This window comes from Pseudomonas sp. 43(2021) (genome assembly GCF_017490805.1).
In the GTDB taxonomy this organism is placed as follows: Bacteria; Pseudomonadota; Gammaproteobacteria; order Pseudomonadales; family Pseudomonadaceae; genus Aquipseudomonas.
On sequence record NZ_JAFGYJ010000036.1, the window covers coordinates 1 to 25,879 of the forward strand.

Sequence of the window (25,879 nt, forward strand, 5' to 3'; positions counted from 1 at the left end):
TTGCTTGTTTGCTTGCTTGCTTGCTTGCTTGCTTGCTTGCTTGCTTGCTTGCTTGCTTGCTTGCTTGCTTGCTTGCTTGCTTGCTTGCTTGCTTGCTTGCTTGCTTGCTTGCTTGCTTGCTTGCTTGGTCATAAGTTTGCCTTGTATCTTGCATGGTGCATGCCCGGTAAGTGAGTGCACCAAGTTACCCCCGGAATGGCTGGAGGTTTAATCAGACAATTCTGATAGCTACATAGCGCCCAGATGATAGGAAGATCTCTACCAGGAGCGGTTGTTTTGCTGAATCGGCTTTGCAGGCGTTGACTGGCTACCCGTGTCGTATATGCCTCGATTCTGCCCCTACCTTCCAACATGCGGGGCCCTGCTCGGCATCAACATAAACGGGATCGAAGAGATCGACGGCGTGCTGTACGTGCAATCGTGGTGGTGTAGGAAGGAATGATGGCAGGACTGCCACAGCCCTGGGTGTCCGAACTGGATGACCAGGCTGCCCTGCGCGAGGATCCCGATGGACGCCCGGCCGTGCTCAGTGAAATGGTCTACGCTGCGCGCCGGCGTCGAGAGGTTGATGATGAGGACGTGGTCGACATGCTGGAGATCGTCGAGACGGCCGGGTTGTGGGCGCTTGCCGAATCTTGGAGGGTGTGGGAGTAGGTCGGCAGAGCGCCGGAGGAGTGCGAAAATCAATTCCAAAATTGAAATGGCGACCCTTGCAGTATGCGGCCTGTAGCCGTGCCGTTTCGTCGTTGTTTTGGAATCGATTTTGCCTTGCAGGCAACATGGAGTGGAGGTTTATCACGCGGTCTTGAAAACCATTGAGCAGACCTACGCCTGGGCCGCACCTGTTGGGCGGCTCGATTGGCCTCTGCGAGCGGCCGCTTTCGACCCATTGCAGACGCTCGCAAAGCGAAGACTGCGGCAAGATCTTCGTGTTTTGCCGAGCCCCAGTTTCGATGTCGGTGCTCGCAGTCAGCTTGCTGCATGAGGTAGCGGCGTCAAACCACTATCTTTGATCGCTGCGTCGGCTTGTGGCGATGCCAGATAGTCGAGGAGCGCCTGGGCTGCGGCATGATGCTGGCTCTTGGTGACGACAGCGCCAGAATACATCGTCATTTTCTGCGCTTCAGCCGGGATCAGACCAACGATGTCGATCCCCTTTACTGGCTTAAGTTCACTGAGCTGTTGGAAGCCGATCTGTGCTTCGCCGCGAGCGATCACCGCGCCGACAGGCTCGGCAGGTATCATGTGAGCCTTGGCCACGAACTGGTCACCGAGCTGCAGGCGAGGGAACAGGGTCCTGGAAAGATAGACGCCGCTTGCGCTGTCGGAGTACGCGACAGAGCTGCTGTTTTGCAGCACTGTGCGCAAGGCCTGCATGGTGCCTATGTCCGGCTTCGATTCGCCTTTGCGAACGGCCATGGCAATGAAAGACTTTCCGAGATCAATTCGGCTGGTCTTATCGGCTAGACCGCTGGCGACCAGGTTGTCGAGCGCCGAACCTACCATCAGAACTACATCCGCCTGCTCACCGCGGGCGAGCCTATTCGGGACGGCCTGTGGGGTTTCCCCCATCGAAGGCGCGGCTAGAACTTCCAGCTTCACGCCGTATGTCTTCTCATAAGCTGGCGCCACTTCCCGGATAGCGCCCATGATACCGCCGGAGCTAAGAACGGTCAGCGTTTCCTCACCACCTTGTACAACGTCAGCAGCCGAGCAGACGAATGAGGTGGTTAAGAGGGTGGCACAGAACAGCATTCGAAGCATCGGAGCTTTCTCCACTAGTAAAGGCGCGGAATCTTACCGGGGCGAAGCTCAAGCTTTTGATTAATCAACGATTAAGAATGTTTTACTTTTTTGCCCGCAATTGGCATGTATGGGGCGAAAGCAGGCCGCGCCTGACCGTTTTTGTAGTGGTCAACTCATCCCGGGCACCGGATTGAGTTTTTCCTCGGCCATCGCCGGCGGTAATCCACCGTTGAACTGATGCGGTCGCTCCCAGTTGTAGCGCTGCATCAGAAACCTGCCGATGTCCTGCTGTGCCTGCGCAGCACTCATGTAGCCCACACTCGGCACCCACTCCGTTTTCAGGCTGCGGAACAAACGTTCCATGGGCGCATTGTCCAGGCAATTACCTCTGCGGCTCATGCTCTGCCTGAAGCGGTAACGCCACAACCGCTGACGAAAAACTCGGCTGCCATACTGGCTACCCTGGTCACTATGAAACAGCACATTCTGCGGCCGCCCACGGTGCTCTTACGCCATATCCAGCGCCAACTCTTGGATCTTCTGCTGCTCGGGGGTCAGCGCCTTGCTCGCTGGCGTAGCACCGCCCCGTTCTGACTGGAGTTGATTCACCCAGCGGCGAAGCGCCGATTCAACCAAATCGAGCGACCGGGCGGCTTCAGTAAGGCTATAGCCCTGGTCGAGCACCAGGCCGGCTGCCTCGCGCTTGAATTCGGGGGTGAAAGTACGTCGTTGTCTGCTCATCGAACACCTCTGTGTGGCGACCATTTTCGCCTAAGAAGGTGCCCGGGGTTAGTAGACCACTACAGAGTGCCCGACCAAGCCTGCAATGACGGCTGGATTCATGCCTGCCATTGGGCACATCGTTGCCTTTGTGTGCCTGCAATTGAAAAGGATGCAGTAAAGATCTGGTTTCATCTGCTGGGGCGGGTCTCTGTGGGCATGGGGGACCTCGTCGAAGTCGACTAAAATCTGAGTAGTTGGCTGTGGTGAGGTGAGCTATGCGCTACTCGAAAATCAGACCGTTTTTATGGTGGGCTGGCGCCCTGCAGTTTTTCGCGATCTTGGCGGCCATTGAGCACAGAGCATGGGACGTTGTGTTCATATGCCTGATGGTGATTGCGGTTGGTGTATGGTTTGCCAGGGATGCACAGCGTCTGGAGATTCACAAGCAGCCAAGTACGAAGTAGCCAATAGGGAGAAGCCTGGCACAGAAGCGGCGAGATTCTCCACGCGGCATGGAATACTCATTATGGTTGGGTTCAGCTGCTTCCTGATTCTCTGGGACGAAAAATTTGCCCGCCACTTGGCAACGTCGTATTCAAGTACAGCAAGCTGCTCGGCCTCTGCTGGTCGCGTCCCGGCTGTACTCCGTCCTGCGCAATGACACCAAAACCCTGGGATGATGATGCTTGCCGTAGGGCTTGTCCCCGCACGCTCCGTTTTCAACGGGTTTGGTGTTGGTGGTCGACGTGAGGCAACAGTTAATCATGGACCGACGTCAGCAATATCAACGCGAGCAGTTAACTAACTTGGGGAGGAGTCCAGATGGTCATGGCTACCTGCCAGTCGCCGTAGTTCGTTTACATCGGCGAACCACGCATGGGATTGAAGGTTTTGAAATGCTTCATATGTCCCGTATCCCCACGCAACCGCGCCGAAGGCGATGCCGGCAGTTGATGCTGCTTCACCATCCGTAGGTTGATCGCCTATATAGATAACCTCTTCTTTTGCCACGCAAAATTTTCGCATGACCCGGCGCAAGCGCGATGCCTTACCGAAAATGGAAGCCCCGCACTCGAAGGCCTGGATATGTCGACAGCTGGAACCCAGAACCTGCGTGACATTCTCTCTGGAGTTGGAAGACACTACTGCGAGTATCAATCCCTTCTCATCAAGATGGCTCAACGTATTGGCGATATCCTCAAACAGCTGGATTGAGCCTCGATGCTTCTTCATCAGTCCCATAAAAGTTCGCGCCACTAGAGGTAGCTTCCAGCGAGGCATTCCGATATGAGACATGATCTCCCGAGCCCCCTGCTTGCGTAGAGAGTCCAGCTCTTCTGGTTGGATCCGGTTGAAGGCGTGCTTGTCAGCAATTTGATTGAATACGGAAACGAAGAATGGAAAGGAGTCTGCGAGTGTGCCGTCAAAGTCGAAAATTGCAAGCCGGTATGACATGTAAGGATTCCTTCCTGGAGTGCAGGCAGCCGTATCAAGGGGCCTGCCTGTGCAGGGTGTTCAACTCACCCGATTGGCGGTCGCATTATTCTTGCCCCGGCATCTCCGATCAAGGCAGTACGGGCGCTTGAACGGAGAATTCTTAGGGAGTACTGGCAAGTCGGGGGCTACCGCAAGCCTGGCTGGCTGAGCTGGGCGATCAGGTCGCCTTGATCGAAGATCCCGATGGGCGCACCGCAGCCGTTTCAAAGGCCCTCTGAGCTCTTTGTTTCGATATTTGGTTGGCAGGTCGATTCAGGCTTCGTTGCCTAACACGATGCTAGGTCTCAAGCGTGCCAGCGAAGCCCGAGTGAGCGCACCATGAGTGCAGGCCGTCTGGATACTGATGAAAAGTGGAGTGGATCTGCCTACTCAGGGCCGAGCAGCAGCCCGGGGTTCCGACTCTGGCGCGAATTCCTGGATTGGCAGCGACAGCTCAATGCGCTGTTGAATCCACTGGGGCTCACTCAGCCACAGTTCGCGATTCTGGCTGTGTGCGGTTGGTTGACGCGCAATAGTGAGCAGATTACTCAACAGGGTATCGCGAGATTCACCGGCATGGACCGTATGCACATCTCGCAGATCGTATCTCGCTTGGAAAAAGATGGGCTTGTCGAGAAACGGATAGACCCTCAAGATCACCGCGCGAACCTGCTATCACTCAGCAAGGAGGGGCTTGCTCGGTTGCGCATCGCGATGCCGGTTGTTGAAGCGTTCGACACAGCGTTCTTTCATAAAGCCGCGTGCCAAGGCTGAAGGGCTTCTGGAGGTGTTTGCCAAAGGCAAGATTGTCATCCTGGTGCCACATGTTGCTGGTGACTGATGGAGGCAGGTGACATCGTGCTGATCAGAACGATTACACTGCGAAATCAGGCCCATTTCACGGTATAACAATGACCTCACAGTTAACTGTACGGCTTGCCTCGAACAGCGATATCGGCAGGTTGGTCGATCTGGATTCAATCGCCAAGCGAGAACCAATGCGCCGAGCGTTCATTGCGCAGGCTGTCACTGCCGGCCAATGCTGGATCGCCGCGGAAGCTCGCGATGCGTCGATGGTGCTGGGGTATGGTGTTCTTGACTTTTCGTTCTTTGGACACGCATTCATCCCCCTCATCATGGTGAGGGACTCGCAGCGCCGTCATGGCGTCGGTTCCGCCATCCTCCGCACCCTGCAATCCCAGTGCGGGGCCGCAAAATTGTTCACGTCGACAAATGCCTCCAATGAACCGATGAAAAAACTGCTCGGAAAGTTCGGCTTCATAGAGAGCGGTTATGTCGAGAATCTGGATGAGGGCGACCCCGAGATAATTTTTGTGAAGCACTACCCCTGATATCGTCGAAAGTTCGCGGAAGAGGCGGGTAGCGCGTACCGGTGTCTCGGGGGCGCGCACCAGTCGATCGGCTTGATGATGTAACCGTTCTGTCATGCCCGGGTCTTCATCGTTTTGATGCCGTCGGCACGCATCCACGACACGGCAAAAGTGCCCACCCCTGATCAACAGGCCCGAACAGTCTGTTCGGACGCGTGACGGCGCCGGCCTGGTATCCCTCGAAAGCATCAGCCGGTTGGTCCGGGGGACTGCTATCTGGCAGTGAAAGTAAGGTCGAAACGTGCTTTCAAATTACGGGATCAGGCGAGCATTTCGAAGGAAAATTTCCAAAGCGTGTATAGTGGGATTCGGGCCTTTTTCCTGGCCCTGGACCGAGGTAACAACCATGCACCCGACCTTTTCTCCAGAAACGCAGCGTGCACATCAGCGCTTGAGCGAGCAAATTGAGCTGTTCATTCGTGGCGGTGGCAATATCGAACAGATTCCCGCTGGCGTGAGCGGAACATCAGCACTCAAGCCGAAGAACTCATGGGCAAGCGAGCGCACTGCAAAGGCATGAGGCATGCAATCTACACCGAAACGCAGCTGAATCATGCCTCCATGGAAATGCCCGGCTACAGGCTGGGCATTTCCAGGAACATCTGAATTTAACCCATCATCAAGAGCCCGGATTGCAAGCTGTGATTCTGGAATCTTTGTGCAAGCGACCGAGTGTCGATTGTCGCCATGGGTGCATCCTCTTCTGGGCCAATGCTGGCCCGGTGGCATGGATCGCTGGAGCGACATGTATGTGCACGGTGCCAAGGCCATCGAGAACCAGCCCGAACATTGAACGTAGCTTGTATGCAGCACCTGGCGGCGGCTCACCGCCAAGCGGCACCTGATTTAAGAAAAAACGCAGCCATCAGGTGCAGCAATTCACCGCTATCCCGATGCGGCCTGCGCTTTGGATACAGGGCATCGGGATGTCTTGCCGGCTCCCTCGGCTCAGGCATGGATCAGCGCAAGGTCGCTGATGATGCAGATCGAGCCGTCATCGGCGGGCGTCGTATCGGTGTAGTCCACCTGGTTGTAGACCCCGCCGTGGAACTCGAATAGCCGCGAAGCCCAGGTGCTGTCGAACCGTAGATCGCCGGACGAACCGGTCACCCCGTTGCACTTGGCCGTAACGGTGACCACGCCTGCCGAGGTAGCGTGGATGCTCACCTCGAACTTTGCCCCCAGCGGGACACCCTTCAGCACCGTCGAGTTTATCGGGTCAGTCTGGTTGTAGGTCCGCCGAAACCCCAGGGTGATTTCGCCTTTCTTCCAGAACACCTTCACGGGCGGGCTGTCGTCTCCGAAGACGTGCATCTGCGCGATGACCACCTTCTGCGCCCAGTTGACTTTGGTCAGCGTCATTGTCTGGCGGTTCCAGTGATCCTGGGCGCTGTTCAGGGTCCAGTATTCCGGTTCTGACCACTCGCAACGGGTCCTGTGAGTGCTTTTGCTCGAAGCGCCTTTGGTGGGGGCAAACAACTGAATCGAACCATCGCTGAGCACTGTCACATAGCTCGGGTATTGAGCAATTGCTTCAGTGCCGGTGAGTTCGATCGCTACGGGGCTGATCGACGACTCGGCTACAGGAACGGCGAGGGTGAGGTTGCTGATATTTACGCTCATGGGAGGCTCCTGAATAAAAATGGCGGTTTGTGCTGCAGCAGCACGGTGGCGGCTGTCGAAGTGGAATTTAGCCCTTCGCTAAATGTCGGTCAATAGCTGTGGGCTAAATTCATTTCGCTTGGCGACAAATTACCTGTTGGCGAAAATTTTCCGCAGCGGGGCTTTACGCTTGATTTGGCGGTGGGATAAGCTTTCCTTGAATACTGTACGAATATACAGCCTTCAGGATAAGAATATGTCTAAGCACGTGAATTCGACGCCCCATCAGCGCCAGGAAATGACCGGAATAGAGCGGCTGAGCTTGCGGGTGTCAGCGATGATCAACCACCCGCTCGCACAGACGCAGCGCTGGGTGACAGTGCATCGTCTGGATACCGACGGTGATACCGAGTGGGAGGAGGTGATGGGCCTGCTGGCCGAGACGCCCGAGCTGGCGCTGACCTTCAACGACGACGAGAGTGTGACGGTGCGCTGGGAGCGCAGCAGCGTGGAGGAACGCGACGACTTTGTCGTCGAGCAGGACAGCGAACAACAGATTGAGAAGGCGGCACCTTTCTGAGTATCGGAAAAAGCTCGCTCCAACAGGTACGGTGCAAGCCTCAAGCAGAGAACGGTCCGCGTACCCTGTGGGAGCGGCTTCAGCCGCGAAGAATCCAACGCGGTGCATGGCATCGGCTACGCCGGTGTTCGCGGCTAAAGCCGCTCCCACAGGGGGGCCTGCTGATTCAATGAGTCATGTGCATGAGGACCGGGCTTGCCCGCCAAAGGCCACAAGACGGCCCAATTGGGTGAGTGAACGGCTTACGTCGTCGTGATGGGTTTCGCTTTACACAAGGTGCGCATTCCACACCAGCAGCACCCTGGCCTGGATGTAGGTCTCTTCCCGACGAATCATGCGGTCCTTGTGCCGCGAGTTGTCGGAAATCATCTCGAAGTGGTCCTCGTCAGCAATCTGCAGCCGCTTGATGTAGATGTGGTCACCCCAGGAGAAGAAGTAGATTCCATCGCCGACGAACTCGCGGATGCTGACGTCCACGATCAGTGGGTCGCGGTGCTTGATGGTCGGTTCCATCGACTGGCCCCAGCCGGTCACCATCTTCAGGTGGTGGTGCTCGCTGAACTCCACGCCCAGCTCGCGCAGGTGGCTTGGGCTGACGCGAACATCCTTGAACATTTCGGGGTAGTCGTGGGGGATCTGCCCGCCGCCCATGGCCGCCCGGACGTCATAGTGGGCAATCCACACTTCGTCGCCCACAAGGCCTCGCCGATCAGGTTCAGCCTTTAGCAGCGTCGAGTCTGCCGGCTCCTCGGCGGCGGCCAATAGCCTTTGCCGGGTTTCTTCGGGGATGCCTTTGCCGCTTCTGGCAAGCATCTGCTTGACCAGGTCGGCAGCGGAAAGCTTGCTGTCGCCAGGCTCGACTGGCGCCTGCGCCAAGTCGCCCGCTGCCATTGCATCGAACCAACCCCGCGGCAAGCCTTCGATGCCCTCGATTCTGCGGGCCACGTCATCGCCCAGGTTCTTCGCTGTCTTGTCCGAAAGGATCTGGCTCAGGTGCGCAGGCGCCATCCCCCAGCGCTCTGCGCAGGATCCCTTTCTCTGGTTGCCGATCAGCTTGACCAGGTTGTGCTTGCGAATTTCATAGATGTCCATGAGGCGAAGCATGCCAGTGTTTAGCTTACTGCTAAATGTGCGAAAAGCTAAATTTATCTTGTCGTGATATTAGTCGCAAGCTAAATCCATTGTGCGGACAAGGGAAGCGCTTACGACATCACCATCCGTAATGAGGTTTTCATGGATCCTACTGACCTCGGCCCAGGCACCGTCACCTGGCTGGGCGGAACAGGCACCGTGTTGCTGGGCGCATTCCTCTGGCTGCGCAGGTGGCTGTCCAGGGATGCGGCCGACCGAGTCATGGACACTGCTGATATTGGCGTGGCTGCGGGGGGCGCTCGATCTCACAGGCGCCACAGAACTCTCGGCAAGCAAAAAAAAGACCCGCCAGGTAGGCGGGCCAGAAGGGCGTAGGGAGCAACGCACAACAAATACGGGTCAGGCGACCAGGGTGCCTGGTTGCAACTGTTCGACCAGGGCCTGGGCCGAGGCCAGGGTCGGCATCGGGCCGCTTACGGCTTCGCCGTTGCGCACCAGGTACCAGCAAGCCAGCAGGCCCTGCTCACGCAGTGAGGTGGGGACGGCACTGCCGACAACGGACATGATCTGGATAGTGGCCATGTGGACCTCCTGTAAACATGGCCCTACCTTACGCAGCAGCCGGGGCGGTTTGAAATTAACTTCCTCGATAGTGGTCATTGGTTCCATCAACATTTACCAGCGCGGCGGGCCGTAATACACCGGAGGCGGGCCATAGTAGGTGCGGTAGCCCGGGGGCGGTGGCGCCGGCACGTAGTACGGCTGGTAGTACACCGGTGGTGGCGGTGGTTGCACGTACACCGGCGGTGGCGCGTAATAGACTGGCTGGCGCTCGACGTACACGGTACGGTCGCGCCCGCCATAAACCGTCGCCCCGAACACGGCACCAACCACGGCCGCACCCAGCAGCGGGCCCGGGCCATACCAACCACCATGGCCATGACCATGGCCGCCGTGGGCGACAGCGGACCCGCTGATGGCCAGGGCACCGACCAGCAGGGCGATTCCGGGAATGTGACGGTTCATGAAGCAACCCTCGCAAGAACACCCCAAGTGTGGGGTCCTATTACTATGACTCCACTCTCTGTCAGCTGAGCACAGGGGAACGGTAAAGGTTGTGTAAGGGACGACCAGTGGTTGCCTCTGTTACGCTGCACAAACGTTTCAGTTATGACAAAGGAGCAGGTTATGTCGACAACTCCCAGCAGAGATACCGTGCTGTGCATCTCCCTGGCGGGCCGCCCTGGCACCTTCGGTGTGCGGTTCCATAACCACCTGTACCAGCAGTTGGGCCTGGACTTCTACTACAAGGCCATGCGCACCGATGACCTGCCGGCGGCGGTGGCGGGTATCCGCGCTTTGGAGATCCGTGGTTGCGGGGTGTCGATGCCGTACAAGGAAGCCTGCATGGCCCTGGTCGACGAGATCGATCCGTCGGCGGCGGCCATCGAGTCGGTCAATACCCTGGTCAATACCAATGGCCACCTCAAGGCCTACAACACCGATTACCTGGCCGTGCGCCAGTTGCTGAAACAGCACCAGATCGACCCGACAACGGCGTTTGCCTTGCGCGGCAGTGGCGGCATGGCCAAGGCCGTGGCCAGTGCCTTGCGCGATGCCGGGTTCGCCGAAGGCATCATCGTTGCGCGTAATGAGCAGGCCGGGCGGCAGCTCGCGGATATGTGCGGTTATCGCTGGGTGCCGGAGCTGGGGGACCTGTGCCCACCCATGTTGGTCAACGTGACGCCGATCGGCATGGCGGGCGGGCCGGAGGCCGAGGCGCTGGCATTTTCCGAGAACGCCATCGCTGCGGCGGAGCGGGTGTTCGATGTGGTGGCGATGCCGGAGAGCACACCGTTGATCAGACGGGCGCGGGCGTTGGGCAAACCGGTGATCACCGGGCTGGAGGTGATTGCGCTGCAGGCGCTGGAGCAGTTCGTGCTGTACACCGGGGTGCGGCCGACCCGGGCGCAGGTGAAGGCGGCGGTGGCGTACGCCCGAGATATCTGATTACTCCTGTACCGGCCCTTTCGCGGGCTTGCCCGCTCCCACAGGTACTGCACAGATTTCAGGCCCTGTGGGGTTCCTGTGGGAGCGGGCAAGCCCGCGAAGAGGTCGGCACAGGGATTGACAAGGTCAGAACACCTTGTGCCCTTCATCCAGCTGCTGGTCGACCAGCGCCCGGCCATGGGCCAGCGACACATGCTGCGCATTCTCAAGGTCGGAGAAGAACTTCATCGGCATCGACATGCGCTTGCTGGTGTGCCCGTCGGGGTCGGTGATCAGGCACCCGGCGGCGTAGGGCAGGGGGGAGTCGGGGTGGGGCATCACGCTGGCGGTGATGGTGTGCTTGCGGTATTCACAGTGAAGAGATTGCATCGTCCTTACCTCGCTGTGGCATGTGAAGCAGTTACCTTCATATACCACAGCAAGGGGCCGGGAGTTCCCGGCCCGACGAGCGAATCGCGATAAACGCTTAGCCTTTGAGCTCGGTCGGCTGGATGACTTCGATCCAGTAACCGTCCGGGTCCTTGATGAAGGCCAGGTAGTTCATGCGCCCGTCCTGCAGGCGTTTCTGGAAGGGCACGTCCAGTGCCTCGAAGCGCGCGCAGGCGGCGCGTACGTCCGGTACCGAGACGCAGATGTGGCCGAAGCCGCGCGGGTCGGTGTTGCCATTATGGTAGGCGAACTCGGCATCGTTTTCGGTGCCGTGGTTGTGGGTCAGTTCCAGCACGCCGGGGATCGACTTCATCCACTGGTGGCGTTCGCCGTCATCGGCAGGGATCTGCGCAGGGTCGACCAGGGCCAGGAAGTACAGGCTGAAGGCAGCTTCGGGGAAGTCGCGCTTGTCCACCAGGCGGAAGCCCAGCACGCGGGTGTAGAAGTCCAGGGACTTCTCGATGTCCTTGACCCGCAGCATGGTGTGGTTGAAGACGAACTGGGCGGTGGCGGCATCCGGTTGTGCGGTGACGCCAGGCAGGGTTTGCAGATCGTGCAGGCTCATGGGAACTCCTGAGACGGGGCCGGGCGCAGGGCGCCGGCAAAACAGACAGGCTGGCCATGATACGGCAGTGCGCCGATTGCGCAAATGAAAGCGCCCTGCACGAGGCAGGGCGCCGGAATTAGAGGCCCGCATGTGCGGGCGCGTGATGGGGTCGCTAGTCCTTTAGCTGTCTCGATACTGAGCCAGCCCTTGTGAAAAAAGTGTGAAGTGCGTGTGGACGTTTCATCAGCGTACCCAGCTTTCTACCGTGGCGGCTCCGTACTGTTCCTTCCAGGCCTTGAGGCCGCGGTGGTTGCCGCCTTTGGTCTCGATCCGCTCGCCGGTGTGCGGGTTGGTGTAAACCTTCACCACGCGCGGGCGGCGCTGTTGCTTGGGTGCTGCACTGGAAACCCGGGCCACGGCCTTCGGGTCGAGGATGGCGATGATATCGCGCAGGCTCTTGTCATAGCTTTTCATCAGGCCGACTAGTTTCTGCTCGAATTCGATTTCGCGTTTGAGGCCGGCATCCTTTTTCAACGCTTCCAGTTGCGCCATCTGTTCCTGGAGCGCTTTTTCGGCAGCACGAAACTCTGCAAGTCTGGACACTGTAATCACTCCTGTACGTCGATCGTGGCAAGGCGTGACGAACATTGAAGAAGAATAAAACGCCGGCCACGCGGGTGGGTTCCGCTGTTCGCTGATATCGAGTGTAGTCATTCGTGGGTACTGGGTAAACTGCAAACTTTTTGTAAGTAAGCCGGGAACTTTCCTAGTTTCGCGTGCGGTATTTCCCTGTTTTTTCGCGGTTTCCTGGTTGCGCGCCTAGACCATGGTCCAATGGCTCGTGCCAGAGCCTTTGCGCGATCATCATCAGATGATGGCCGGCTATTGTTCGGTCCCCTCGCAGTACCGTGGCCAGCACGTGCCACAGGTTGTTTACCCGCCTTGATTCTGGATGTTTTCTCGCATGTTTGCCCCTTTTCCCCTCGCCCCCGGGCGTCGTGTTGCCGGCCTGTTCCTGTTGTGTGCCGGCGTCAATGCCCAGGCCGCCGGTTTTCTTGAAGACAGCAGTGCCAAGGTCGAAGCACGCAATGTCTATTTCAACCGGGATTTTCGTGACGGCCACAGCAGTTCCAGCCAGGGTGCGTCCAAACGCGAAGAATGGGCACAAGGCTTCATCCTCAATGTGCAGTCGGGTTATACCCAGGGGCCGGTAGGTTTTGGCGTGGATGCGCTGGGCATGTTCGGCTTCAAACTTGACTCCAGCCCGGCTGACAGTAACAGCGGCCTGTTGCCGTCTTCCGGTCACGACCCGCGGCACTCGGCGGACCAGTACGCGAAGATGGGCCTGGCGGCCAAGGTCAAGGTTTCCAATACCGTGCTCAAGTACGGTTCGATGATGCCGGATGTGCCGTTGCTCAAGTACAACGATGGCCGCCTGCTGCCAACCATGTTCCATGGCGCCATGCTCACCTCCGAAGAAGTGCGCGACCTGAAGTTCACCCTGGCCCGTCTGGACAAGTACACCGCACGGGATTCCACCGACCGCCAGGACATTCGCGTGCATTGCAAGAACAAGCGCTATGCCTGCGATATCGAGGCTGACCATTTTGACCTGGCCGGTGTCGATTACCGTTTCAACGAGCGGTTCAGTGCCCAGTACCAGGTGGCCAAGCTGGAGAACATCTACCGCCAGCACTTCCTCGGCCTGGTGGCCAGCCAGCCGTTGGCATTGGGTAGCCTGTCGGCCGACCTGCGCTTGATCAAGAGTGATGACATCGGCAATGCCCGCGCCGGCGAAATCGACCATCGCGCGTTCAGCGGCATGCTCGGCTACAGCCTGGGTGGCCACAAACTCAGTGCCGGCTGGCAGCGCATGTATGGTGACAGTGCCATGCCCTACCCGGATGGCACCAACCCGTACCTGGTCAACTATGCCCAGGTCAACGACTTTGCCGCCGCCCAGGAACGCTCCTGGCAGGTGCGTTATGACTATGACTTCAAGGCCTTGGGTGTGCCCGGCCTGACCTTCTTCACCCGTTACATCAACGGTGACAATATCAAGGTGCCAGGCAGCACGGCCGAAGGCAAAGAGTGGGAACGCGACACCGAGTTCAAGTACCAGGTGCAAAGTGGCACATTCAAGGACGTCAGCGTGCGCCTGCGCAATTCCACTTACCGCAGCAACTATGAAAAGTGGGCGCGTGACATGGACGAGACGCGGGTCATTGTCAGCTACAACTTCTCCATCTTCTAACGGGTCGCTTTGCCAAATACCGGCAGCCACCTGACAATGGCTGCTGGTTCCCACAAAGGGCTGGGCAATGAAAGACCTGTTGTTGATCGGCATCGGCCCGGGTGACCCGCGCCAGGTCACCTATGAGGCGGTCGATGCGCTGCGTCAGGCCAGTGTGTTCTTCGTGCTCTGCAAAGGCAGCGACAAGAACGAGCTGGTGCGCCTGCGCAAGGCCATCCTGCAACGCTACCGCCCCGAGGGCGGCTACCGCCTGGTGCAGGTGGCCGACCCTGCACGCGATGGCCAGGCGGATGACTACCTGGGCGCGGTGCAGGACTGGCATCGGCAGCGTTCGGCGCTGTATGCCCAGCTGATCGAGCAGGAGATTGGCGTTGGGGAAACCGGTGCCTTTCTACTGTGGGGCGAGCCGACGCTGTACGACAGCACACTGCGCATTCTTGACTTGGTCCGTGAGCGCGGTGTGGCGCTGCGGTTGCAGGTAATTCCGGGCATCAGCAGCGTGCAGGCGTTGGCGGCGCGTCATCAGGTGCCGCTCAACCGTATCGGTGAGCCGTTGACCGTGTTGCCAGGGCGGCGCCTGGCCGGGCAGGGGCAGATCGACAATGTGCTGGTGATGCTAGATGGGCAGTGCGCGTTTGCCCGGCTCGATGACCCGGCGCTGATGATCTACTGGGGCGCGTACCTGGGGACCGAGGATGAGGTGCTGATTGCCGGGCCGTTGCAGGCGGTGAAGGCGCAGATACTGGAAGTGCGTGAGCGGGAGCGGGCGCGCAAGGGGTGGATCATGGATACCTACCTGTTGCGCAGGGAGCTGTAGTCAGCTACATCTGCACTCAGCACCTGTGGTGACCCTGTGGGAGCGGGCAAGCCCGCGAAGCAGGCGCCGCAGTTCTCAAGGGTTACCCAGAATGGCCTGCACTTTCTCCCGCAACTGGTCGATACCGAACGGCTTGCCGATCAGGTGCATGCCCTCCGGCACGTCGACGCTGTCGGCATAGCCACTGGCGAACAGCACCGGCAACAGCGGCCGCAGTTCGCGCGCCTTGGCTGCCAACTCTTCGCCGCGCATGTCCGGCAGCCCCACATCGGTCATCATCAGCGCCAGCTCCTGGCCCGGGTCCTCGAGAATGCGCAGCGCCGCGCTGGCATGCTCCGCCTCGATGACCGCGTAGCCCAGCTCGTCGAGCACTTCGACCATCAACATGCGTACGATGTCGTCGTCTTCGACTACCAGAAGGTGCATGGTCAGGATCCTGTGCAAAAAATGTATGTCTTTAATCTGTGCACCGGACGGCAGCAGAAGTTCCCGAGAATACCGGGCCCGGCAATCAGATGGAACGATTGGCGCACGCCGCCTTCAAATACTGGCTAAATGCCCTGCCAGACCCGGCAAAGCTGGTTAGACTCGCTTAACAGGGACGACACAGTGGCAGATGACGACAACGACTGATCCGCCACACCTTTTAATGGACTTTTCTAGCTCGGGCGTTCTCACATGATGCAAGCAGCCTTGATGGACCAGCGAAGCTTCCGCAAGTTGTTGAGCCGCAACGTCGGCCTACCCCTGGGGGTGGGCCTGCTGGGGGCCGTGGCCTTTGTCGCGGTGATCAACTACCTGCTTTCGGCCATGCAGTGGGTCGAGCACACCGACCAGGTGATCGGCAATGCCAACGAAACGGTCAAGCTGTCGATCGACATGGAGACCGGCATGCGTGGCTTCCTTCTCACCGGCGAGGAGCGTTTCCTCGACCCCTACGAAGTGGCCAGGCCGCGCATCCTCGGCAGCCTGCAGAGCCTGCGCGGCATGGTCGAGGACAACCCGCAACAGGTCGAACGCATCGACCGGCTGATTGCCCTGCAACAGGCCTGGAACGCCTTCGCCAACGAGATGATCGCCCAGCGCCGCGGCCAGGGTGACTACCGCGCCTCGATCGGCAGTGGCCGCGGCAAGCGCCTGACCGATGAGATCCGCAAGGAGTTCGACAGCCTGATCGGCAGCGAACAACAGCTGCGTATGGCACGTAACCAGAAGGTCAGCAATGTAACCATCACGGTCATATCGTCCTTCGTGCTGTTCATCGTCGGCCTCAGCGCCTTGCTGGCCTACCTCGGGCGGCGCGACCTGCTGGCGTTGTCGGCTACCTACGACGAAAACCTCAAGGCCCAGCAGCGCTCGGCCGAGCGCCTGGAGCACCAGGCCTGGCTGCGCAACGGGCAGACCCAACTGGCCGAGCAGGTGCTGGGCCAACTGACCCTGCCCATGCTCGGTGACAACATCCTGCGTTTCTTCGCCAGTTACCTGGGCTGTGTGGTGGGCGCCATGTACGTACGCGACGAGCATGGCCGCCTGGTGCGTATGGCCAGCTATGGCCTTGATGCGCAGGAACAGGCCCGCGAGCAGGTGCTGGGCGATCACGAAGGCCTGCTGGCCCAGGCCGTGCGCGAAGCGCGGGTGCTGCGCCTGGAAGACTTGCCCGAAGACTATTTCCACCTCAGCTCCGGCCTGGGCCGCGGCCTGCCGCGCAGTGCCCTGCTGATGCCAGCGAGCAACGACGGGCAGGTCAACGGCGTGCTGGAGCTGGGCTTCCTGCGGCCGTTGCAGGCGCGTGACGAGGAACTGCTGCAACGGGTCGCTGGCAACCTTGGCATCTCCATCGAAAGCGCTCGCTACCGGCAGCGCCTGCAGGAAGTGCTGGCCGAGACCCAGCAACTGAACGAAGAGCTGCAAGTGCAGCAGGAAGAACTGAAAACCGCCAACGAAGAACTGGAGGAACAATCCCGCGTGCTGAAGGAGTCCCAGGCTCACCTGGAAACCCAGCAGGCGGAGCTGGAGCAGACCAACGAGCAGCTGTGCGAGCGCACCGAGGCGCTGGACCGCAAGAACGACGAACTGCTCCAGGCCCAGGACGAGCTGCAGGCACGCGCCGAGGAACTGCAGCGTTCGAGCAAGTACAAGTCCGAGTTCCTCGCCAACATGTCCCACGAGTTGCGCACACCGCTGAACAGCTCGCTGATCCTGGCCAAACTGCTGGCGGAGAACGGCGAGGGCAATCTCAGCGACGAGCAGGTCAAGTTCGCCGAATCCATCTACTCGGCCGGCAACGACCTGCTCAGCCTGATCAATGACATTCTCGATATCGCCAAGGTGGAGGCCGGCAAGCTCGAAGTGCGCCCCGAAAGCACCCAGGTGGAGCGCTTGGTTGAAGGCCTGCGCGGCCTGTTCGAGCCGTTGGCCGGGCAAAAGGGCCTGGCCTTCGAGGTGACTACCGAGGCGCAAGTGCCGGCCACACTGTTCACCGACCGCCAGCGCCTGGAGCAGATCCTCAAGAACCTGCTGTCCAACGCCATCAAGTTCACCGAGCGCGGCCAGGTCAGCCTGAACATCGGTTATCAGCCCGGCACCGGCATCGTCTTTGCCGTACGCGATACCGGTATTGGCATCGCCGCCGACCAGCAGCAGGCGATCTTCGGCGCCTTCCACCAGGTCGATGGCACCAGCAACCGCCGTTATGGCGGCACCGGCCTGGGCCTGTCCATTTCCCGCGACCTGGCGCACCTGCTGGGCGGGCAGATCAGCGTCGACAGCAGCCCCGGCCAGGGCAGCGTGTTCAGCCTGATCCTGCCGGAGCGCTATGAGCGCGTGGCGCAGGATATCCAGGCGGTCAGCCTGCGCCCGGCGGTCGATAGCCTGCCACCCGCGCCGCAGGCACCGGTGCCCGCGGCGCCGAAACGCCCGGCACCAGCGTTCGCCGACGACCGCGAGCGCGCGCCGTTCGGCAACCGCTGCATCCTGGTGATCGAGGACGAACCGAACTTCGCCCGCATCCTCTTCGACCTGGCCCACGAGCTGGGTTACAGCTGCCTGGTGGCGCAGGGCGCCGACGAGGGCTTCGAGCTGGCCGCGCAGTACATCCCCGATGCCATCCTGCTGGACATGCGCCTGCCCGACCATTCCGGCCTGACCGTGCTGCAACGCCTGAAGGAGCAGGCCAGCACCCGGCACATCCCGGTGCATATCATTTCCGTGGAAGACCGGGTCGAGGCGGCCATGCACATGGGCGCTGTCGGCTACGCGGTCAAGCCCACCAGCCGCGAACAACTCAAGGAAGTGTTCGCCCGCCTGGAGGCCAAGCTGACCCAGAAGCTCAAGCACATCCTGCTGGTGGAGGACGACGACCTGCAGCGCGAGAGCATTGCCCGCCTGATCGGCGACGACGATGTCGAGATCACCGCCGTGGCCATGGCCCAGGATGCCCTGGCGTTGCTGCGCGATAACATTTACGACTGCATGATCATCGACCTCAAGCTGCCGGACATGCTCGGCAACGAACTGCTCAAGCGCATGACCGCCGAGGACATCCGCGCCTTCCCGCCGGTGATCGTGTATACCGGGCGCAACCTGACCCGCGAAGAAGAAGCCGACCTGCTCAAGTACTCGCGCTCGATCATCATCAAGGGCGCCCGCTCGCCGGAGCGCCTGCTCGACGAAGTGACGCTGTTCCTGCACAAGGTCGAGTCGCAACTTTCCAACGAACGCCAGCGCATGCTCAAGACCGCGCGCAGCCGCGACAAGGTGTTCGAAGGCCGCAAGGTGCTGCTGGTGGACGATGACGTGCGCAACATTTTCGCCCTGACCAGCGCGCTGGAGCACAAGGGCGCGATCGTCGAAATCGGCCGCAACGGCCGCGAGGCCATCGAGCGCCTGGAGCAGCATGACGACATCGACCTGGTGCTGATGGATGTGATGATGCCGGAAATGGACGGCTTCGAGGCCACCCGGTTGATCCGCCAGCAACCGCGCTGGCGCAAGCTGCCGATCATTGCCGTGACCGCCAAGGCGATGAAGGATGACCAGCAGCGTTGCCTGCAGGCCGGCGCCAACGATTACCTGGCCAAGCCGATCGACCTGGACCGCTTGTTCTCGCTGATCCGTGTGTGGCTGCCGCAACTGGAGCGAATTTGACTAGCGAACGTAACACCGATATCGAAATCCGCTTGCTGATCGAGGCCATCTACCTCAAGTACAGCTACGATTTCCGCAACTATTCCGGCGCCTCGATCAAGCGCCGGATCCTGCATGCGCTGCGCCAGTTCGACTGCCTGACGGTGTCGGCGTTGCAGGAGCGGGTGCTGCACGACCCCGGCATGTTCATGCAGTTGCTGCAGTACCTGACGATCCCGGTCAGCGAGATGTTCCGCGACCCGGGGCACTACGTGGCGCTGCGCAACGAAGTGGTGCCGCTGCTGCGCACCTGGCCGTCGATCAAGGTATGGATTGCCGGCTGCAGCACGGGCGAGGAGGTGTATTCGATGGCCATTCTGCTGCGCGAGGAAGGTCTGCTGGAACGTACCATCATCTACGCCACCGACATCAACCCGCATTCGCTGGACAAGGCCAAGCAGGGCATCTACTCAATGAAGAACATGCGCGAGTACGCCGAAAATTATCGCATCGCCGGCGGCCGGCGCGACTTTGCCGAGTACTACACGGCGGCCTACGGCAATGCCATCATGGACAGCACCCTGCGCGACAATGTGACGTTCGCTGACCACAGCCTGGCCACCGACAGCGTGTTTTCCGAAACCCAGCTGGTGTCGTGCCGCAACGTGCTTATCTACTTCAACAAGGAACTGCAGGACCGAGCCCTGGGCCTGTTCCATGAGTCCCTGTGCCACCGCGGCTTCCTGGTGCTTGGCAGCAAGGAATCGGTGGACTTTTCCGCCTACAGCGAGCGCTTCGAGCCGCTGGTCAAGCCCGAACGGATCTACCGCAAAGCATGAACGGCGTGCGCGCGGTGGTGATCGGCGCCTCGGCGGGCGGCGTGACGGCGCTGCTCACTGTGCTGGGCGCGTTGCCGGCCAGCGTCACCATCCCGGTGGTATGCGTGCTGCACCTGCCGGATGGCCGCCACAGCCAACTGGCCGAGGTGCTGCAGCGCCGCCTGCAGCGGCCGGTGTGCGAGGCCCGTGACAAGCAGCCGCTGCTCGCCGGCCAAATATACGTTGCCGGGCCAGGTTACCACCTGTCGGTGGAGCGTGACCTGACCCTGTCGCTGAGCCAGGAGCCGCCGGTGCATTTTTCCCGGCCGGCGATCGATTACCTGTTCATGTCGGCGGCCGATGCCTACGGTGCCGGCCTGCTGGGCATGCTGCTCACCGGTGCCAATGAGGATGGTGCCGAAGGCCTGGCCTATATCAAGCACAATGGGGGCCGGACTGTGGTCCAGGACCCTTGTGACGCACAGGTGGCGCTGATGCCGGAGGCCGCTCTGGCCCTGCACCAGCCCGACCATATTCTTACTCTGAGTGGCATCGAGCGGTTGCTCGCCGCCCTGGAACCCAGCGCATGCCAAGCCACACCATCGCCAAACTGCTGATCGTCGACGACCTGCCAGATAACCTGCTGGCCCTCGACGCCCTGATCCAGGGCGAAGGCCGTGAGGTGCACCAAGCCCAGTCGGCCGAGGCAGCGTTGTCGCTGTTGCTCGAGCACGAGTTCGCCCTGGCCATCCTCGACGTGCAGATGCCGGGCATGAACGGTTTCGAGCTGGCCGAGCTGATGCGCGGCACGGAAAAGACCCGCAACATCCCCATTGTGTTCGTCACCGCCGCCGGGCGCGAGATGAACTACGCGTTCAAGGGGTATGAAAGCGGTGCAGTGGACTTTTTGCACAAGCCGCTCGACATCCTGGCGGTAAAAAGCAAGGTGTCGGTGTTCGTCGACCTGTACCGCCAGCGCAAGGTGCTCGACCGCCAGTTGCAGGCCCTCGAACGCAGCCGCCAGGAGCAGGAACTGCTGCTGGCCCAGCTGCAAAAGGCGCGGGGTGAACTGGAGCATGCCGTGCGCATGCGTGATGATTTCATGTCGATCGTGTCCCACGAGGTGCGCACCCCGCTCAATGGCCTGATCCTGGAAACCCAGCTGCGCAAGCTGCACCTGAAGCGTGGCAACTTGGCCGCCTTCAGTGGCGACAAGCTGCAGGCCATGGTCGAGCGCGACGAGCGGCAGATCAACAGCCTTATCCGCCTGGTCGAAGACATGCTCGATGTGTCGCGTATCCGTACCGGCAAACTGTCGCTGCGGCCCAAAGCGTTCGACCTGGGCCAGCTGGTGCGTGGCCTGGTGGAGAACTTTGCTGCCCAGGCCACCGCATTGGGCACCCATATAGAGTTGCAACGCTGCGAGCCGCTGCAGGGCGAGTGGGACGAGTTTCGCATCGAGCAGGTGCTGGCCAATCTGTTGTCCAATGCCTTGCGTTATGGCGAGCGCAAGCCGGTGCAGGTGCGGGTGTTCGAGCAGGACGGCCTGGCGTGCGTGCAGGTGCAGGACCATGGCATCGGCATCTGCGCAGCCAACCAGCAACGCATCTTCCAGCAGTTCGAGCGGGTCGCCACCCAGCGGGCCAGTGGTGGGTTGGGCCTGGGGCTCTACATATCGGAACAGATCGTCCAGGCCCACGGCGGGCGCATATTGGTCGAGAGTGAAGAGGGCAAAGGCGCCACCTTCACCTTGCAATTGCCACTGGCAACCTACGAACAACAAAACGACCAGGCACGGGCAACCTCTGCCTGAGCCTGGGGTCTGATGGCCAGGTGTAAGTATTCAAGGCGTTGACATGAGTGAAGATGCACAAGATGTGGTGCTGGTCGTCGAGGACGAACCAGCGATTCGCATGATTCTGCGTGATTACCTGGCAGGCGAGGGCTACCACGTGCTGGTGGCCGAGGATGGCGAGCAGGCGTTCGCGATCCTGGCGAGCAAGCCGCACCTCGACTTGATGGTGACGGACTTCCGCTTGCCGGGCGGGATTTCCGGGGTGGAGATTGCCGAGCCGGCGGTGAAATTGCGGCCGGATCTGAAGGTGATCTTCATCAGCGGCTACCCGGCGGAGATTCTCGAGTCAGGCAGCCCGATCACCCGCAAGGCACCGATCCTGGCCAAGCCGTTCGACCTGGATACCTTGCACGAGCAGATCCAGGCACTCCTGCGCTAGCCCGCACCGGCCCTTTCGCGGGTAAACCCGCTCCCACAGGAACTGTGCAGGTCTTTGGATTTGCACAGTTCCTGTGGGAGCGGGTTTACCCGCGAAAGGGCCGGAACAGGCTAGCGCAGGGTCCGCTCCAGCCCACCCACCAGCATGCTTTCCATCAGCCCCAGCCCCTGTTCTTCGGGCAAGGCCTTCAACATCCCCGGCAACTGGTTCAGCAGCGTCGCCACCACATGCGCCGTGGCCACCAGAGCCTGCCCCTGCAACTTCGCCTGCGGTGCGATCAACCTCAGCAACCCTGCCTCATAGCGCTTGCGCAACAAGGCCAGACGCGCCTGCTGGTCGTCGTTCAGGCAACAGAAGTCCCGCTCCGCCAGCCGAAACTGCATGGGCCGCTCGGCATGCAGCTGCCAGTGCGCGGCAATCAGGCAGCTCAACGCCGACGCCCCGCGAGCCATGGCCCGGCGCCCTTGGTCCAGGGTGGCCTGCAACTCCTCGTACAACTCCTCGATCAGGTCGTACAACAAGTCCTGCTTGCTGGGGAAGTGATGGTACAGCGAGCCCGCGGTCAGCCCCACGTGGGCCGCCAGCTCGCGCATGCTGACCTGGCCAAAGCCCTTTTCGGCAAACAGCGCCATGGCCCGGTCACGTCGCTCTTCAAAGTTGGCACAGCGCATCGCGGCATTGACCGGGGGCATGGCGTTCGCTCCTCAGTAGGTGAAGAAACCGCGGCCGCTCTTGCGCCCCAGCCAACCGGCCGCGACCATTTCCTTGAGCAACGGGGCAGGGCGGTACTTGCTGTCGTTGAAGCCTTCATGGAAGGCCTCCATGATCGCCAGCAGGGTGTCCAGGCCGATCAGGTCGGCCAGGGCCAGCGGGCCGATTGGCTGGTTGCAGCCCAGGCGCATGCCGGTGTCGATGTCCTCGGCACTGGCCAGGCCTTCCTGGCGCACGAAGATCGCTTCGTTGATCATCGGCACCAGGATGCGGTTGACCACGAAGCCCGGGCGGTTGCCGGCGGTTATCGGGGTCTTGCCGACCTTTTCGGTCACCACCAGCGCCTGGGCGTAGGTGCTGTCGCTGGTCTGCAGGCCGCGAATGATCTCGACCAGCGCCATCATCGGCACCGGGTTGAAGAAGTGCACGCCAATGAAACGCTCGGGGTGCTCGATGCTGGCTGCCAGCTGGGTGACCGACAGCGACGAGGTGTTGGTGGCGATCAGGCAGTCGGCGGCGACGTTGGCGGCCACCTGCTGCAGGATGCGCTGCTTGAGCTGCAGGTTCTCGGTGGCGGCCTCGATCACCAGCTGCGCGCCGCTCAGCTGGGTGTAGTCGGTGCTGGTGCGAATGCGGGTCCGGGCGGCTGCCGCCTTGTCGGCGTCGAGGGTGCCTTTGCTGACCTGGCGCTCGAGGTTCTTGCTCAAGGTGGCCACGCCGCGCTCCAGCGCTGCGTCGGAAACGTCCACCAGCAGCACCTGGTAGCCGGCCACCGCACACACCTGGGCAATGCCGTTGCCCATGGTGCCGGCGCCGATCACGGCGATCTGTTCAATGCTCATGTGTCAGGCTCCCTCAGACGCGCTCGAAGACCACGGCGATGCCTTGGCCACCGCCGATGCACATGGTGGCCAGGGCATAGCGGCCCTGGATGCGTTGCAGCTCATGGATGGCTTTGGTGGCGATGATCGCGCCGGTGGCACCCACCGGGTGGCCGAGGGAAATACCCGAGCCGTTGGGGTTGACCTTTTCCGGGTCGAAGCCCAGTTCGCGGGCCACGGCGCAGGCCTGGGCGGCGAAAGCTTCGTTGGACTCGATCACATCCAGGTCCTGCACCTTCAGGCCGGTCTTCTCCAGCACCTTGCGGGTGGCCGGGATCGGGCCAAGGCCCATCAGTTCAGGCTCGATGCCGGCATGGGCGTAGCCCACCAGGCGTGCCAGCGGCTTCAGGCCCAGGCGGCGTACCGCATCACCACTGGCCAGTACCAGGCCGCCAGCGCCGTCGTTGATGCCACTGGCGTTGCCGGCGGTAACGGTGCCGTCCTTTTTGAATACCGTCTTCATCCCCGCCAGTTGTTCGGCGGTCACCTCGCCACGCACATGCTCGTCGGTGCTGAATTGCACGCTGCCCTTGCGGGTTTTCAGTTCCAGCGGGACGATCTGGCTGGCGAAGCGGCCTTCGGCAATGGCGCGCGCGGCGCGGCGCTGGCTGGTCAGGGCCAGTTCGTCCTGCATTTCGCGGGTAATGCCGTGCTTGGCCGCAACGTTCTCGGCAGTGATGCCCATATGGAAGTGTTCGAACGGGTCCTGCAGCACGCCGACGGTGTAGTCGATGCCTTGCAGGTCACCCATGCGTGCGCCCCAGCGTGCCTGCGGCAGCAGGTACGGGCCACGGCTCATGGATTCGGCGCCGGCCGCCACGGCCACGTCGGTGTCGCCCAGCAGCAGGCATTGGGCCGCCGAGACGATGGCCTGCAGGCCCGAGCCGCACAGGCGGTTGACGTTGAATGCCGGGGTTTCCTTGGGGATGCCGGCGTTCATTGCCGCTACACGGGCCAGGTAGGCGTCGCGCGGTTCGGTGGGGATCACCGTGCCCATCACCAGGTGGCCGACTTGCTCGGCGGCCACGCCCGAGCGCTCGATGGCGGCACGGGTGATCGCGCTGGCCAGGTCGGCCAGCGGCAGGTCCTTGAGGGAACCGCCAAAGCCACCAATGGCTGAACGGACGGCACTGACGACGTAGATTTCTGCGCTGCTCATAGGGGCTCCGATTGCGAAGGCATGGCGGGACGGGGCCAGGCTCTGCGAGAATGGCCGGCGATCCCGGAGTGGGTCCGAGTCTAGGCAAAGGCTCTGTTGCAGCCTATGCCGGAACTGTTCAAACAACCTGGCACTTTTTGCCACTCAGCATAGACAGCGAAAACCGCCATGCGCGATAGCGATTCGGTCGCCGTGTACTTCCTCAATGCCATGCTCCATGCCCTGCGCGATTGCCCCGCCGAACGCGATGCGCAGCTGCGTGCGGTGGGCATCGACCCGCAACTGCTCGAGCAGCCCCAGGCCCGTGTACCGGCCAAGGCTTTCGCCCAGCTGTGGCTGGCGCTGATCCAGCGCCTGGACGACGAGTTCTTCCGTCTCGACAGCCACGGCATGCCGCCGGGCAGCTTCGCCCTGATCTGCCGAGGCCTGATCCTGGAGCCGAACCTGGAGAAAGCCTTGCGCCAGTGCATGGCTGGTTTCGGCCTGTTCCTGCGTGATTTGCGCGGTAGCCTGACGGTGCGCGGCGGGCGGGCGTTGATCAGCGTGCAGTCGAGCATTGCCGACCCGCTGACCCGGGTGTACGCCGAGGAAACCTACCTGGTGCTGATGATCGGCATGCTGTGCTGGCTGGCCGGGCGGCGCATCGCCATCGACCGCACCGAGCTGGCGGTGTCGCGCCCGGCCCAGGAGGACGACCTGCTGCTGTGGGGGCCGGACCTGCGCCTGGGCAGCGGGCGCACCGAAGTGGAGTTCGACAGCGCCTACCTGCGCCTGCCAGTGGTGCAGGACCTGGCGGCCCTGAAAACCTTCCTGCGCAGCGCGCCGCAGGGGCTGGTGATTCGCTTTCGCAACCAGAACGGGCTGGTGGCCGAGGTGTATCGGCACCTACGGGCGCGGCGCTATGGGCAGTGGCCGACGCTGGCGGCGCTGGCGCAGCAGCAGGGAGTCAGTGCCAGTACCTTCCGTCGGCAACTGGAGCGGGAGGGGCGTTCGTACCAGCAGATCAAGGATGAGGTGCGCCGGGCAACGGCCTTCGAGCGGTTGCGCGAAGGGGAGTTGAGCATTGCCGAGATTGCCGAGCAGACGGGGTTCCAGGAGCCCAGTGCGTTTCACCGGGCGTTCAAGAAGTGGACCGGGCAGAGCCCCGGGAGCTACCGGGCGCGGTTGGCCGGACGTTGAGATGTTGCCTGTGCCGGCCTCTTCGCGGGCTTGCCCGCTCCCACAGGTACGGCGCAACTTTCAGATTCCGTGAGATCCCTGTGGGAGCGGGCAAGCCCGCGAAGA

The 25,879-nt window shown here is 61.2% G+C and carries 27 protein-coding genes and 3 pseudogenes; 15 read left to right on the forward strand and 15 right to left on the reverse strand.

What is annotated here, in order from left to right:
- The first annotated feature begins 441 nt into the window (after positions 1 to 441).
- Positions 442 to 654: a hypothetical protein gene (locus J5M71_RS23715; protein WP_243434322.1), complete on the forward strand. Its 213-nt coding sequence runs from the start codon at positions 442 to 444 to the stop codon at positions 652 to 654.
- A 315-nt stretch (positions 655 to 969) separates the two neighbouring features.
- Here the strand turns inward: J5M71_RS23715 and J5M71_RS23720 are convergent, their stop codons facing one another.
- The 4 genes and pseudogenes from J5M71_RS23720 to J5M71_RS23730 form a co-directional block, all read right to left on the reverse strand.
- Complete coding sequence (locus tag J5M71_RS23720) at positions 970 to 1,764, reverse strand: substrate-binding domain-containing protein (protein ID WP_207837630.1); 795 nt, start codon at positions 1,762 to 1,764, stop codon at positions 970 to 972.
- A 150-nt stretch (positions 1,765 to 1,914) separates the two neighbouring features.
- Positions 1,915 to 2,487: pseudogene (locus J5M71_RS23725) on the reverse strand (transposase).
- A 60-nt stretch (positions 2,488 to 2,547) separates the two neighbouring features.
- A pseudogene (locus tag J5M71_RS29365) lies at positions 2,548 to 2,634 on the reverse strand (site-specific integrase); the annotation flags it as partial.
- A 636-nt stretch (positions 2,635 to 3,270) separates the two neighbouring features.
- Entirely contained in the window at positions 3,271 to 3,924 is a 654-nt protein-coding gene (locus J5M71_RS23730; protein ID WP_207837632.1) for an HAD hydrolase-like protein, read from the reverse strand.
- A gap of 360 nt (positions 3,925 to 4,284) precedes the next feature.
- Here J5M71_RS23730 and J5M71_RS23735 point away from each other — a divergent pair, with 360 nt between their 5' ends.
- From J5M71_RS23735 to J5M71_RS23745, 3 genes are all read left to right on the forward strand, one after another.
- Complete coding sequence (locus J5M71_RS23735) at positions 4,285 to 4,719, forward strand: MarR family transcriptional regulator (protein ID WP_207837634.1); 435 nt, start codon at positions 4,285 to 4,287, stop codon at positions 4,717 to 4,719.
- Positions 4,720 to 4,856: 137 nt separating this feature from the next.
- Positions 4,857 to 5,297, forward strand: coding sequence for a GNAT family N-acetyltransferase (locus J5M71_RS23740; RefSeq protein ID WP_207837636.1), 441 nt, complete (start codon positions 4,857 to 4,859; stop codon positions 5,295 to 5,297).
- A 385-nt stretch (positions 5,298 to 5,682) separates the two neighbouring features.
- The gene (locus J5M71_RS23745; RefSeq protein WP_207837639.1) at positions 5,683 to 5,856 is read left to right on the forward strand and encodes a hypothetical protein; all 174 of its coding nucleotides are present in this window, start codon (positions 5,683 to 5,685) and stop codon (positions 5,854 to 5,856) included.
- Positions 5,857 to 6,284: 428 nt separating this feature from the next.
- Here J5M71_RS23745 and J5M71_RS23750 read toward each other — a convergent pair whose 3' ends face one another.
- Complete coding sequence (locus J5M71_RS23750) at positions 6,285 to 6,959, reverse strand: polysaccharide lyase family 7 protein (protein ID WP_207837641.1); 675 nt, start codon at positions 6,957 to 6,959, stop codon at positions 6,285 to 6,287.
- A gap of 235 nt (positions 6,960 to 7,194) precedes the next feature.
- Between J5M71_RS23750 and J5M71_RS23755 the strand changes: the two genes are divergently transcribed.
- Positions 7,195 to 7,518 (forward strand): DUF1654 domain-containing protein, encoded by a 324-nt coding sequence (locus J5M71_RS23755; RefSeq protein WP_207837642.1) that lies wholly within the window; start codon positions 7,195 to 7,197, stop codon positions 7,516 to 7,518.
- 267 nt (positions 7,519 to 7,785) lie between these two features.
- Here J5M71_RS23755 and J5M71_RS23760 read toward each other — a convergent pair whose 3' ends face one another.
- A complete protein-coding gene (locus J5M71_RS23760) occupies positions 7,786 to 8,610 on the reverse strand; it encodes a S24 family peptidase (protein WP_207837644.1) in 825 nt (274 codons plus the stop codon).
- Positions 8,611 to 8,751: 141 nt separating this feature from the next.
- Here J5M71_RS23760 and J5M71_RS23765 point away from each other — a divergent pair.
- Positions 8,752 to 8,892, forward strand: a pseudogene (locus J5M71_RS23765) (chemotaxis protein); the annotation flags it as partial.
- Positions 8,893 to 9,009: 117 nt separating this feature from the next.
- On the opposite strand, the gene J5M71_RS23770 reads toward J5M71_RS23765, so the two are convergent.
- Both J5M71_RS23770 and J5M71_RS23775 read right to left on the reverse strand, forming a co-directional pair.
- On the reverse strand, positions 9,010 to 9,192 hold the full coding sequence (locus J5M71_RS23770; RefSeq protein WP_028613209.1) for a hypothetical protein: 183 nt from the start codon (positions 9,190 to 9,192) through the stop codon (positions 9,010 to 9,012).
- 93 nt (positions 9,193 to 9,285) lie between these two features.
- Positions 9,286 to 9,636 carry a hypothetical protein gene (locus tag J5M71_RS23775; RefSeq protein ID WP_207837646.1) on the reverse strand — a complete coding sequence of 117 codons (351 nt, stop codon included), beginning with the start codon at positions 9,634 to 9,636 and terminating at the stop codon, positions 9,286 to 9,288.
- A 162-nt stretch (positions 9,637 to 9,798) separates the two neighbouring features.
- On the opposite strand from J5M71_RS23775, the gene J5M71_RS23780 reads away from it, so the two are divergent.
- Entirely contained in the window at positions 9,799 to 10,620 is an 822-nt protein-coding gene (locus J5M71_RS23780) for a shikimate 5-dehydrogenase (protein ID WP_207837654.1), read from the forward strand.
- Positions 10,621 to 10,746: 126 nt separating this feature from the next.
- On the opposite strand, the gene J5M71_RS23785 is transcribed toward J5M71_RS23780, so the two are convergent.
- The 3 genes from J5M71_RS23785 to J5M71_RS23795 all read right to left on the reverse strand — a co-directional run bounded on the left by J5M71_RS23785 (position 10,747) and on the right by J5M71_RS23795 (position 12,199).
- A complete protein-coding gene (locus J5M71_RS23785) occupies positions 10,747 to 10,989 on the reverse strand; it encodes a hypothetical protein (protein ID WP_063914904.1) in 243 nt (80 codons plus the stop codon).
- 97 nt (positions 10,990 to 11,086) lie between these two features.
- Positions 11,087 to 11,614 (reverse strand): lactoylglutathione lyase, encoded by a 528-nt coding sequence (gloA, locus tag J5M71_RS23790; protein ID WP_063914905.1) that lies wholly within the window; start codon positions 11,612 to 11,614, stop codon positions 11,087 to 11,089.
- A gap of 225 nt (positions 11,615 to 11,839) precedes the next feature.
- Complete coding sequence (locus J5M71_RS23795; RefSeq protein ID WP_063914906.1) at positions 11,840 to 12,199, reverse strand: histone-like nucleoid-structuring protein, MvaT/MvaU family; 360 nt, start codon at positions 12,197 to 12,199, stop codon at positions 11,840 to 11,842.
- Positions 12,200 to 12,560: 361 nt separating this feature from the next.
- Between J5M71_RS23795 and J5M71_RS23800 the strand changes: the two genes are divergently transcribed.
- Both J5M71_RS23800 and cobF read left to right on the forward strand, forming a co-directional pair.
- Positions 12,561 to 13,850 (forward strand): OprD family porin, encoded by a 1,290-nt coding sequence (locus J5M71_RS23800; RefSeq protein WP_207837656.1) that lies wholly within the window; start codon positions 12,561 to 12,563, stop codon positions 13,848 to 13,850.
- A gap of 67 nt (positions 13,851 to 13,917) precedes the next feature.
- The gene (gene cobF, locus J5M71_RS23805) at positions 13,918 to 14,667 is read left to right on the forward strand and encodes a precorrin-6A synthase (deacetylating) (RefSeq protein ID WP_207837658.1); all 750 of its coding nucleotides are present in this window, start codon (positions 13,918 to 13,920) and stop codon (positions 14,665 to 14,667) included.
- A gap of 75 nt (positions 14,668 to 14,742) precedes the next feature.
- Here the strand turns inward: cobF and J5M71_RS23810 are convergent, their stop codons facing one another.
- On the reverse strand, positions 14,743 to 15,093 hold the full coding sequence (locus J5M71_RS23810; protein ID WP_207837660.1) for a response regulator: 351 nt from the start codon (positions 15,091 to 15,093) through the stop codon (positions 14,743 to 14,745).
- Between the two features lie 252 nt (positions 15,094 to 15,345).
- Here J5M71_RS23810 and J5M71_RS23815 point away from each other — a divergent pair, with 252 nt between their 5' ends.
- From J5M71_RS23815 to J5M71_RS23835, 5 genes are read left to right on the forward strand one after another with little or no spacing between them, the layout of a single operon-like run.
- Positions 15,346 to 18,813 (forward strand): response regulator, encoded by a 3,468-nt coding sequence (locus tag J5M71_RS23815; protein ID WP_207837662.1) that lies wholly within the window; start codon positions 15,346 to 15,348, stop codon positions 18,811 to 18,813.
- Positions 18,810 to 19,631 carry a protein-glutamate O-methyltransferase CheR gene (locus J5M71_RS23820; RefSeq protein WP_207837664.1) on the forward strand — a complete coding sequence of 274 codons (822 nt, stop codon included), beginning with the start codon at positions 18,810 to 18,812 and terminating at the stop codon, positions 19,629 to 19,631. The genes J5M71_RS23815 and J5M71_RS23820 overlap by 4 nt, the downstream gene beginning before the upstream one ends.
- Positions 19,628 to 20,227 (forward strand): chemotaxis protein CheB, encoded by a 600-nt coding sequence (locus J5M71_RS23825; protein ID WP_063914912.1) that lies wholly within the window; start codon positions 19,628 to 19,630, stop codon positions 20,225 to 20,227. The genes J5M71_RS23820 and J5M71_RS23825 overlap by 4 nt, the downstream gene beginning before the upstream one ends.
- Positions 20,197 to 21,423: a hybrid sensor histidine kinase/response regulator gene (locus J5M71_RS23830; RefSeq protein WP_207837666.1), complete on the forward strand. Its 1,227-nt coding sequence runs from the start codon at positions 20,197 to 20,199 to the stop codon at positions 21,421 to 21,423. The genes J5M71_RS23825 and J5M71_RS23830 overlap by 31 nt, the downstream gene beginning before the upstream one ends.
- Before the next feature lie 43 nt (positions 21,424 to 21,466).
- Positions 21,467 to 21,844, forward strand: coding sequence for a response regulator (locus J5M71_RS23835; protein ID WP_009686481.1), 378 nt, complete (start codon positions 21,467 to 21,469; stop codon positions 21,842 to 21,844).
- 110 nt (positions 21,845 to 21,954) lie between these two features.
- On the opposite strand, the gene J5M71_RS23840 is transcribed toward J5M71_RS23835, so the two are convergent.
- The 3 genes from J5M71_RS23840 to J5M71_RS23850 are packed head-to-tail and all read right to left on the reverse strand — an operon-like array spanning position 21,955 to position 24,595.
- The gene (locus tag J5M71_RS23840; protein WP_207837669.1) at positions 21,955 to 22,536 is read right to left on the reverse strand and encodes a TetR/AcrR family transcriptional regulator; all 582 of its coding nucleotides are present in this window, start codon (positions 22,534 to 22,536) and stop codon (positions 21,955 to 21,957) included.
- Positions 22,537 to 22,548: 12 nt separating this feature from the next.
- Positions 22,549 to 23,397 carry a 3-hydroxybutyryl-CoA dehydrogenase gene (locus tag J5M71_RS23845; RefSeq protein ID WP_063914915.1) on the reverse strand — a complete coding sequence of 283 codons (849 nt, stop codon included), beginning with the start codon at positions 23,395 to 23,397 and terminating at the stop codon, positions 22,549 to 22,551.
- Positions 23,398 to 23,410: 13 nt separating this feature from the next.
- Positions 23,411 to 24,595, reverse strand: a complete 1,185-nt coding sequence (locus J5M71_RS23850) for an acetyl-CoA C-acyltransferase family protein (protein ID WP_207837672.1) — start codon at positions 24,593 to 24,595, stop codon at positions 23,411 to 23,413.
- 168 nt (positions 24,596 to 24,763) lie between these two features.
- On the opposite strand from J5M71_RS23850, the gene J5M71_RS23855 reads away from it, so the two are divergent.
- The gene (locus tag J5M71_RS23855) at positions 24,764 to 25,774 is read left to right on the forward strand and encodes an AraC family transcriptional regulator (protein ID WP_207837674.1); all 1,011 of its coding nucleotides are present in this window, start codon (positions 24,764 to 24,766) and stop codon (positions 25,772 to 25,774) included.
- Positions 25,775 to 25,879 lie beyond the last annotated feature (105 nt).

What these genes read in the sequence shown, in the direction of transcription:
- J5M71_RS23715 (WP_243434322.1), top strand. Translation starts at nt 442, where the DNA reads ATGGCAGGACTGCCACAGCCCTGGGTGTCCGAACTGGATGACCAGGCT.
- J5M71_RS23720 (WP_207837630.1), bottom strand. Translation starts at nt 1,764, where the DNA reads ATGCTTCGAATGCTGTTCTGTGCCACCCTCTTAACCACCTCATTCGTC.
- J5M71_RS23730 (WP_207837632.1), bottom strand. Translation starts at nt 3,924, where the DNA reads ATGTCATACCGGCTTGCAATTTTCGACTTTGACGGCACACTCGCAGAC.
- J5M71_RS23735 (WP_207837634.1), top strand. Translation starts at nt 4,285, where the DNA reads ATGAGTGCAGGCCGTCTGGATACTGATGAAAAGTGGAGTGGATCTGCC.
- J5M71_RS23740 (WP_207837636.1), top strand. Translation starts at nt 4,857, where the DNA reads ATGACCTCACAGTTAACTGTACGGCTTGCCTCGAACAGCGATATCGGC.
- J5M71_RS23745 (WP_207837639.1), top strand. Translation starts at nt 5,683, where the DNA reads ATGCACCCGACCTTTTCTCCAGAAACGCAGCGTGCACATCAGCGCTTG.
- J5M71_RS23750 (WP_207837641.1), bottom strand. Translation starts at nt 6,959, where the DNA reads ATGAGCGTAAATATCAGCAACCTCACCCTCGCCGTTCCTGTAGCCGAG.
- J5M71_RS23755 (WP_207837642.1), top strand. Translation starts at nt 7,195, where the DNA reads ATGTCTAAGCACGTGAATTCGACGCCCCATCAGCGCCAGGAAATGACC.
- J5M71_RS23760 (WP_207837644.1), bottom strand. Translation starts at nt 8,610, where the DNA reads ATGGACATCTATGAAATTCGCAAGCACAACCTGGTCAAGCTGATCGGC.
- J5M71_RS23770 (WP_028613209.1), bottom strand. Translation starts at nt 9,192, where the DNA reads ATGGCCACTATCCAGATCATGTCCGTTGTCGGCAGTGCCGTCCCCACC.
- J5M71_RS23775 (WP_207837646.1), bottom strand. Translation starts at nt 9,636, where the DNA reads ATGAACCGTCACATTCCCGGAATCGCCCTGCTGGTCGGTGCCCTGGCC.
- J5M71_RS23780 (WP_207837654.1), top strand. Translation starts at nt 9,799, where the DNA reads ATGTCGACAACTCCCAGCAGAGATACCGTGCTGTGCATCTCCCTGGCG.
- J5M71_RS23785 (WP_063914904.1), bottom strand. Translation starts at nt 10,989, where the DNA reads ATGCAATCTCTTCACTGTGAATACCGCAAGCACACCATCACCGCCAGC.
- gloA (WP_063914905.1), bottom strand. Translation starts at nt 11,614, where the DNA reads ATGAGCCTGCACGATCTGCAAACCCTGCCTGGCGTCACCGCACAACCG.
- J5M71_RS23800 (WP_207837656.1), top strand. Translation starts at nt 12,561, where the DNA reads ATGTTTGCCCCTTTTCCCCTCGCCCCCGGGCGTCGTGTTGCCGGCCTG.
- cobF (WP_207837658.1), top strand. Translation starts at nt 13,918, where the DNA reads ATGAAAGACCTGTTGTTGATCGGCATCGGCCCGGGTGACCCGCGCCAG.
- J5M71_RS23810 (WP_207837660.1), bottom strand. Translation starts at nt 15,093, where the DNA reads ATGCACCTTCTGGTAGTCGAAGACGACGACATCGTACGCATGTTGATG.
- J5M71_RS23815 (WP_207837662.1), top strand. Translation starts at nt 15,346, where the DNA reads ATGATGCAAGCAGCCTTGATGGACCAGCGAAGCTTCCGCAAGTTGTTG.
- J5M71_RS23825 (WP_063914912.1), top strand. Translation starts at nt 19,628, where the DNA reads ATGAACGGCGTGCGCGCGGTGGTGATCGGCGCCTCGGCGGGCGGCGTG.
- J5M71_RS23830 (WP_207837666.1), top strand. Translation starts at nt 20,197, where the DNA reads ATGCCAAGCCACACCATCGCCAAACTGCTGATCGTCGACGACCTGCCA.
- J5M71_RS23835 (WP_009686481.1), top strand. Translation starts at nt 21,467, where the DNA reads ATGAGTGAAGATGCACAAGATGTGGTGCTGGTCGTCGAGGACGAACCA.
- J5M71_RS23840 (WP_207837669.1), bottom strand. Translation starts at nt 22,536, where the DNA reads ATGCCCCCGGTCAATGCCGCGATGCGCTGTGCCAACTTTGAAGAGCGA.
- J5M71_RS23845 (WP_063914915.1), bottom strand. Translation starts at nt 23,397, where the DNA reads ATGAGCATTGAACAGATCGCCGTGATCGGCGCCGGCACCATGGGCAAC.
- J5M71_RS23850 (WP_207837672.1), bottom strand. Translation starts at nt 24,595, where the DNA reads ATGAGCAGCGCAGAAATCTACGTCGTCAGTGCCGTCCGTTCAGCCATT.
- J5M71_RS23855 (WP_207837674.1), top strand. Translation starts at nt 24,764, where the DNA reads ATGCGCGATAGCGATTCGGTCGCCGTGTACTTCCTCAATGCCATGCTC.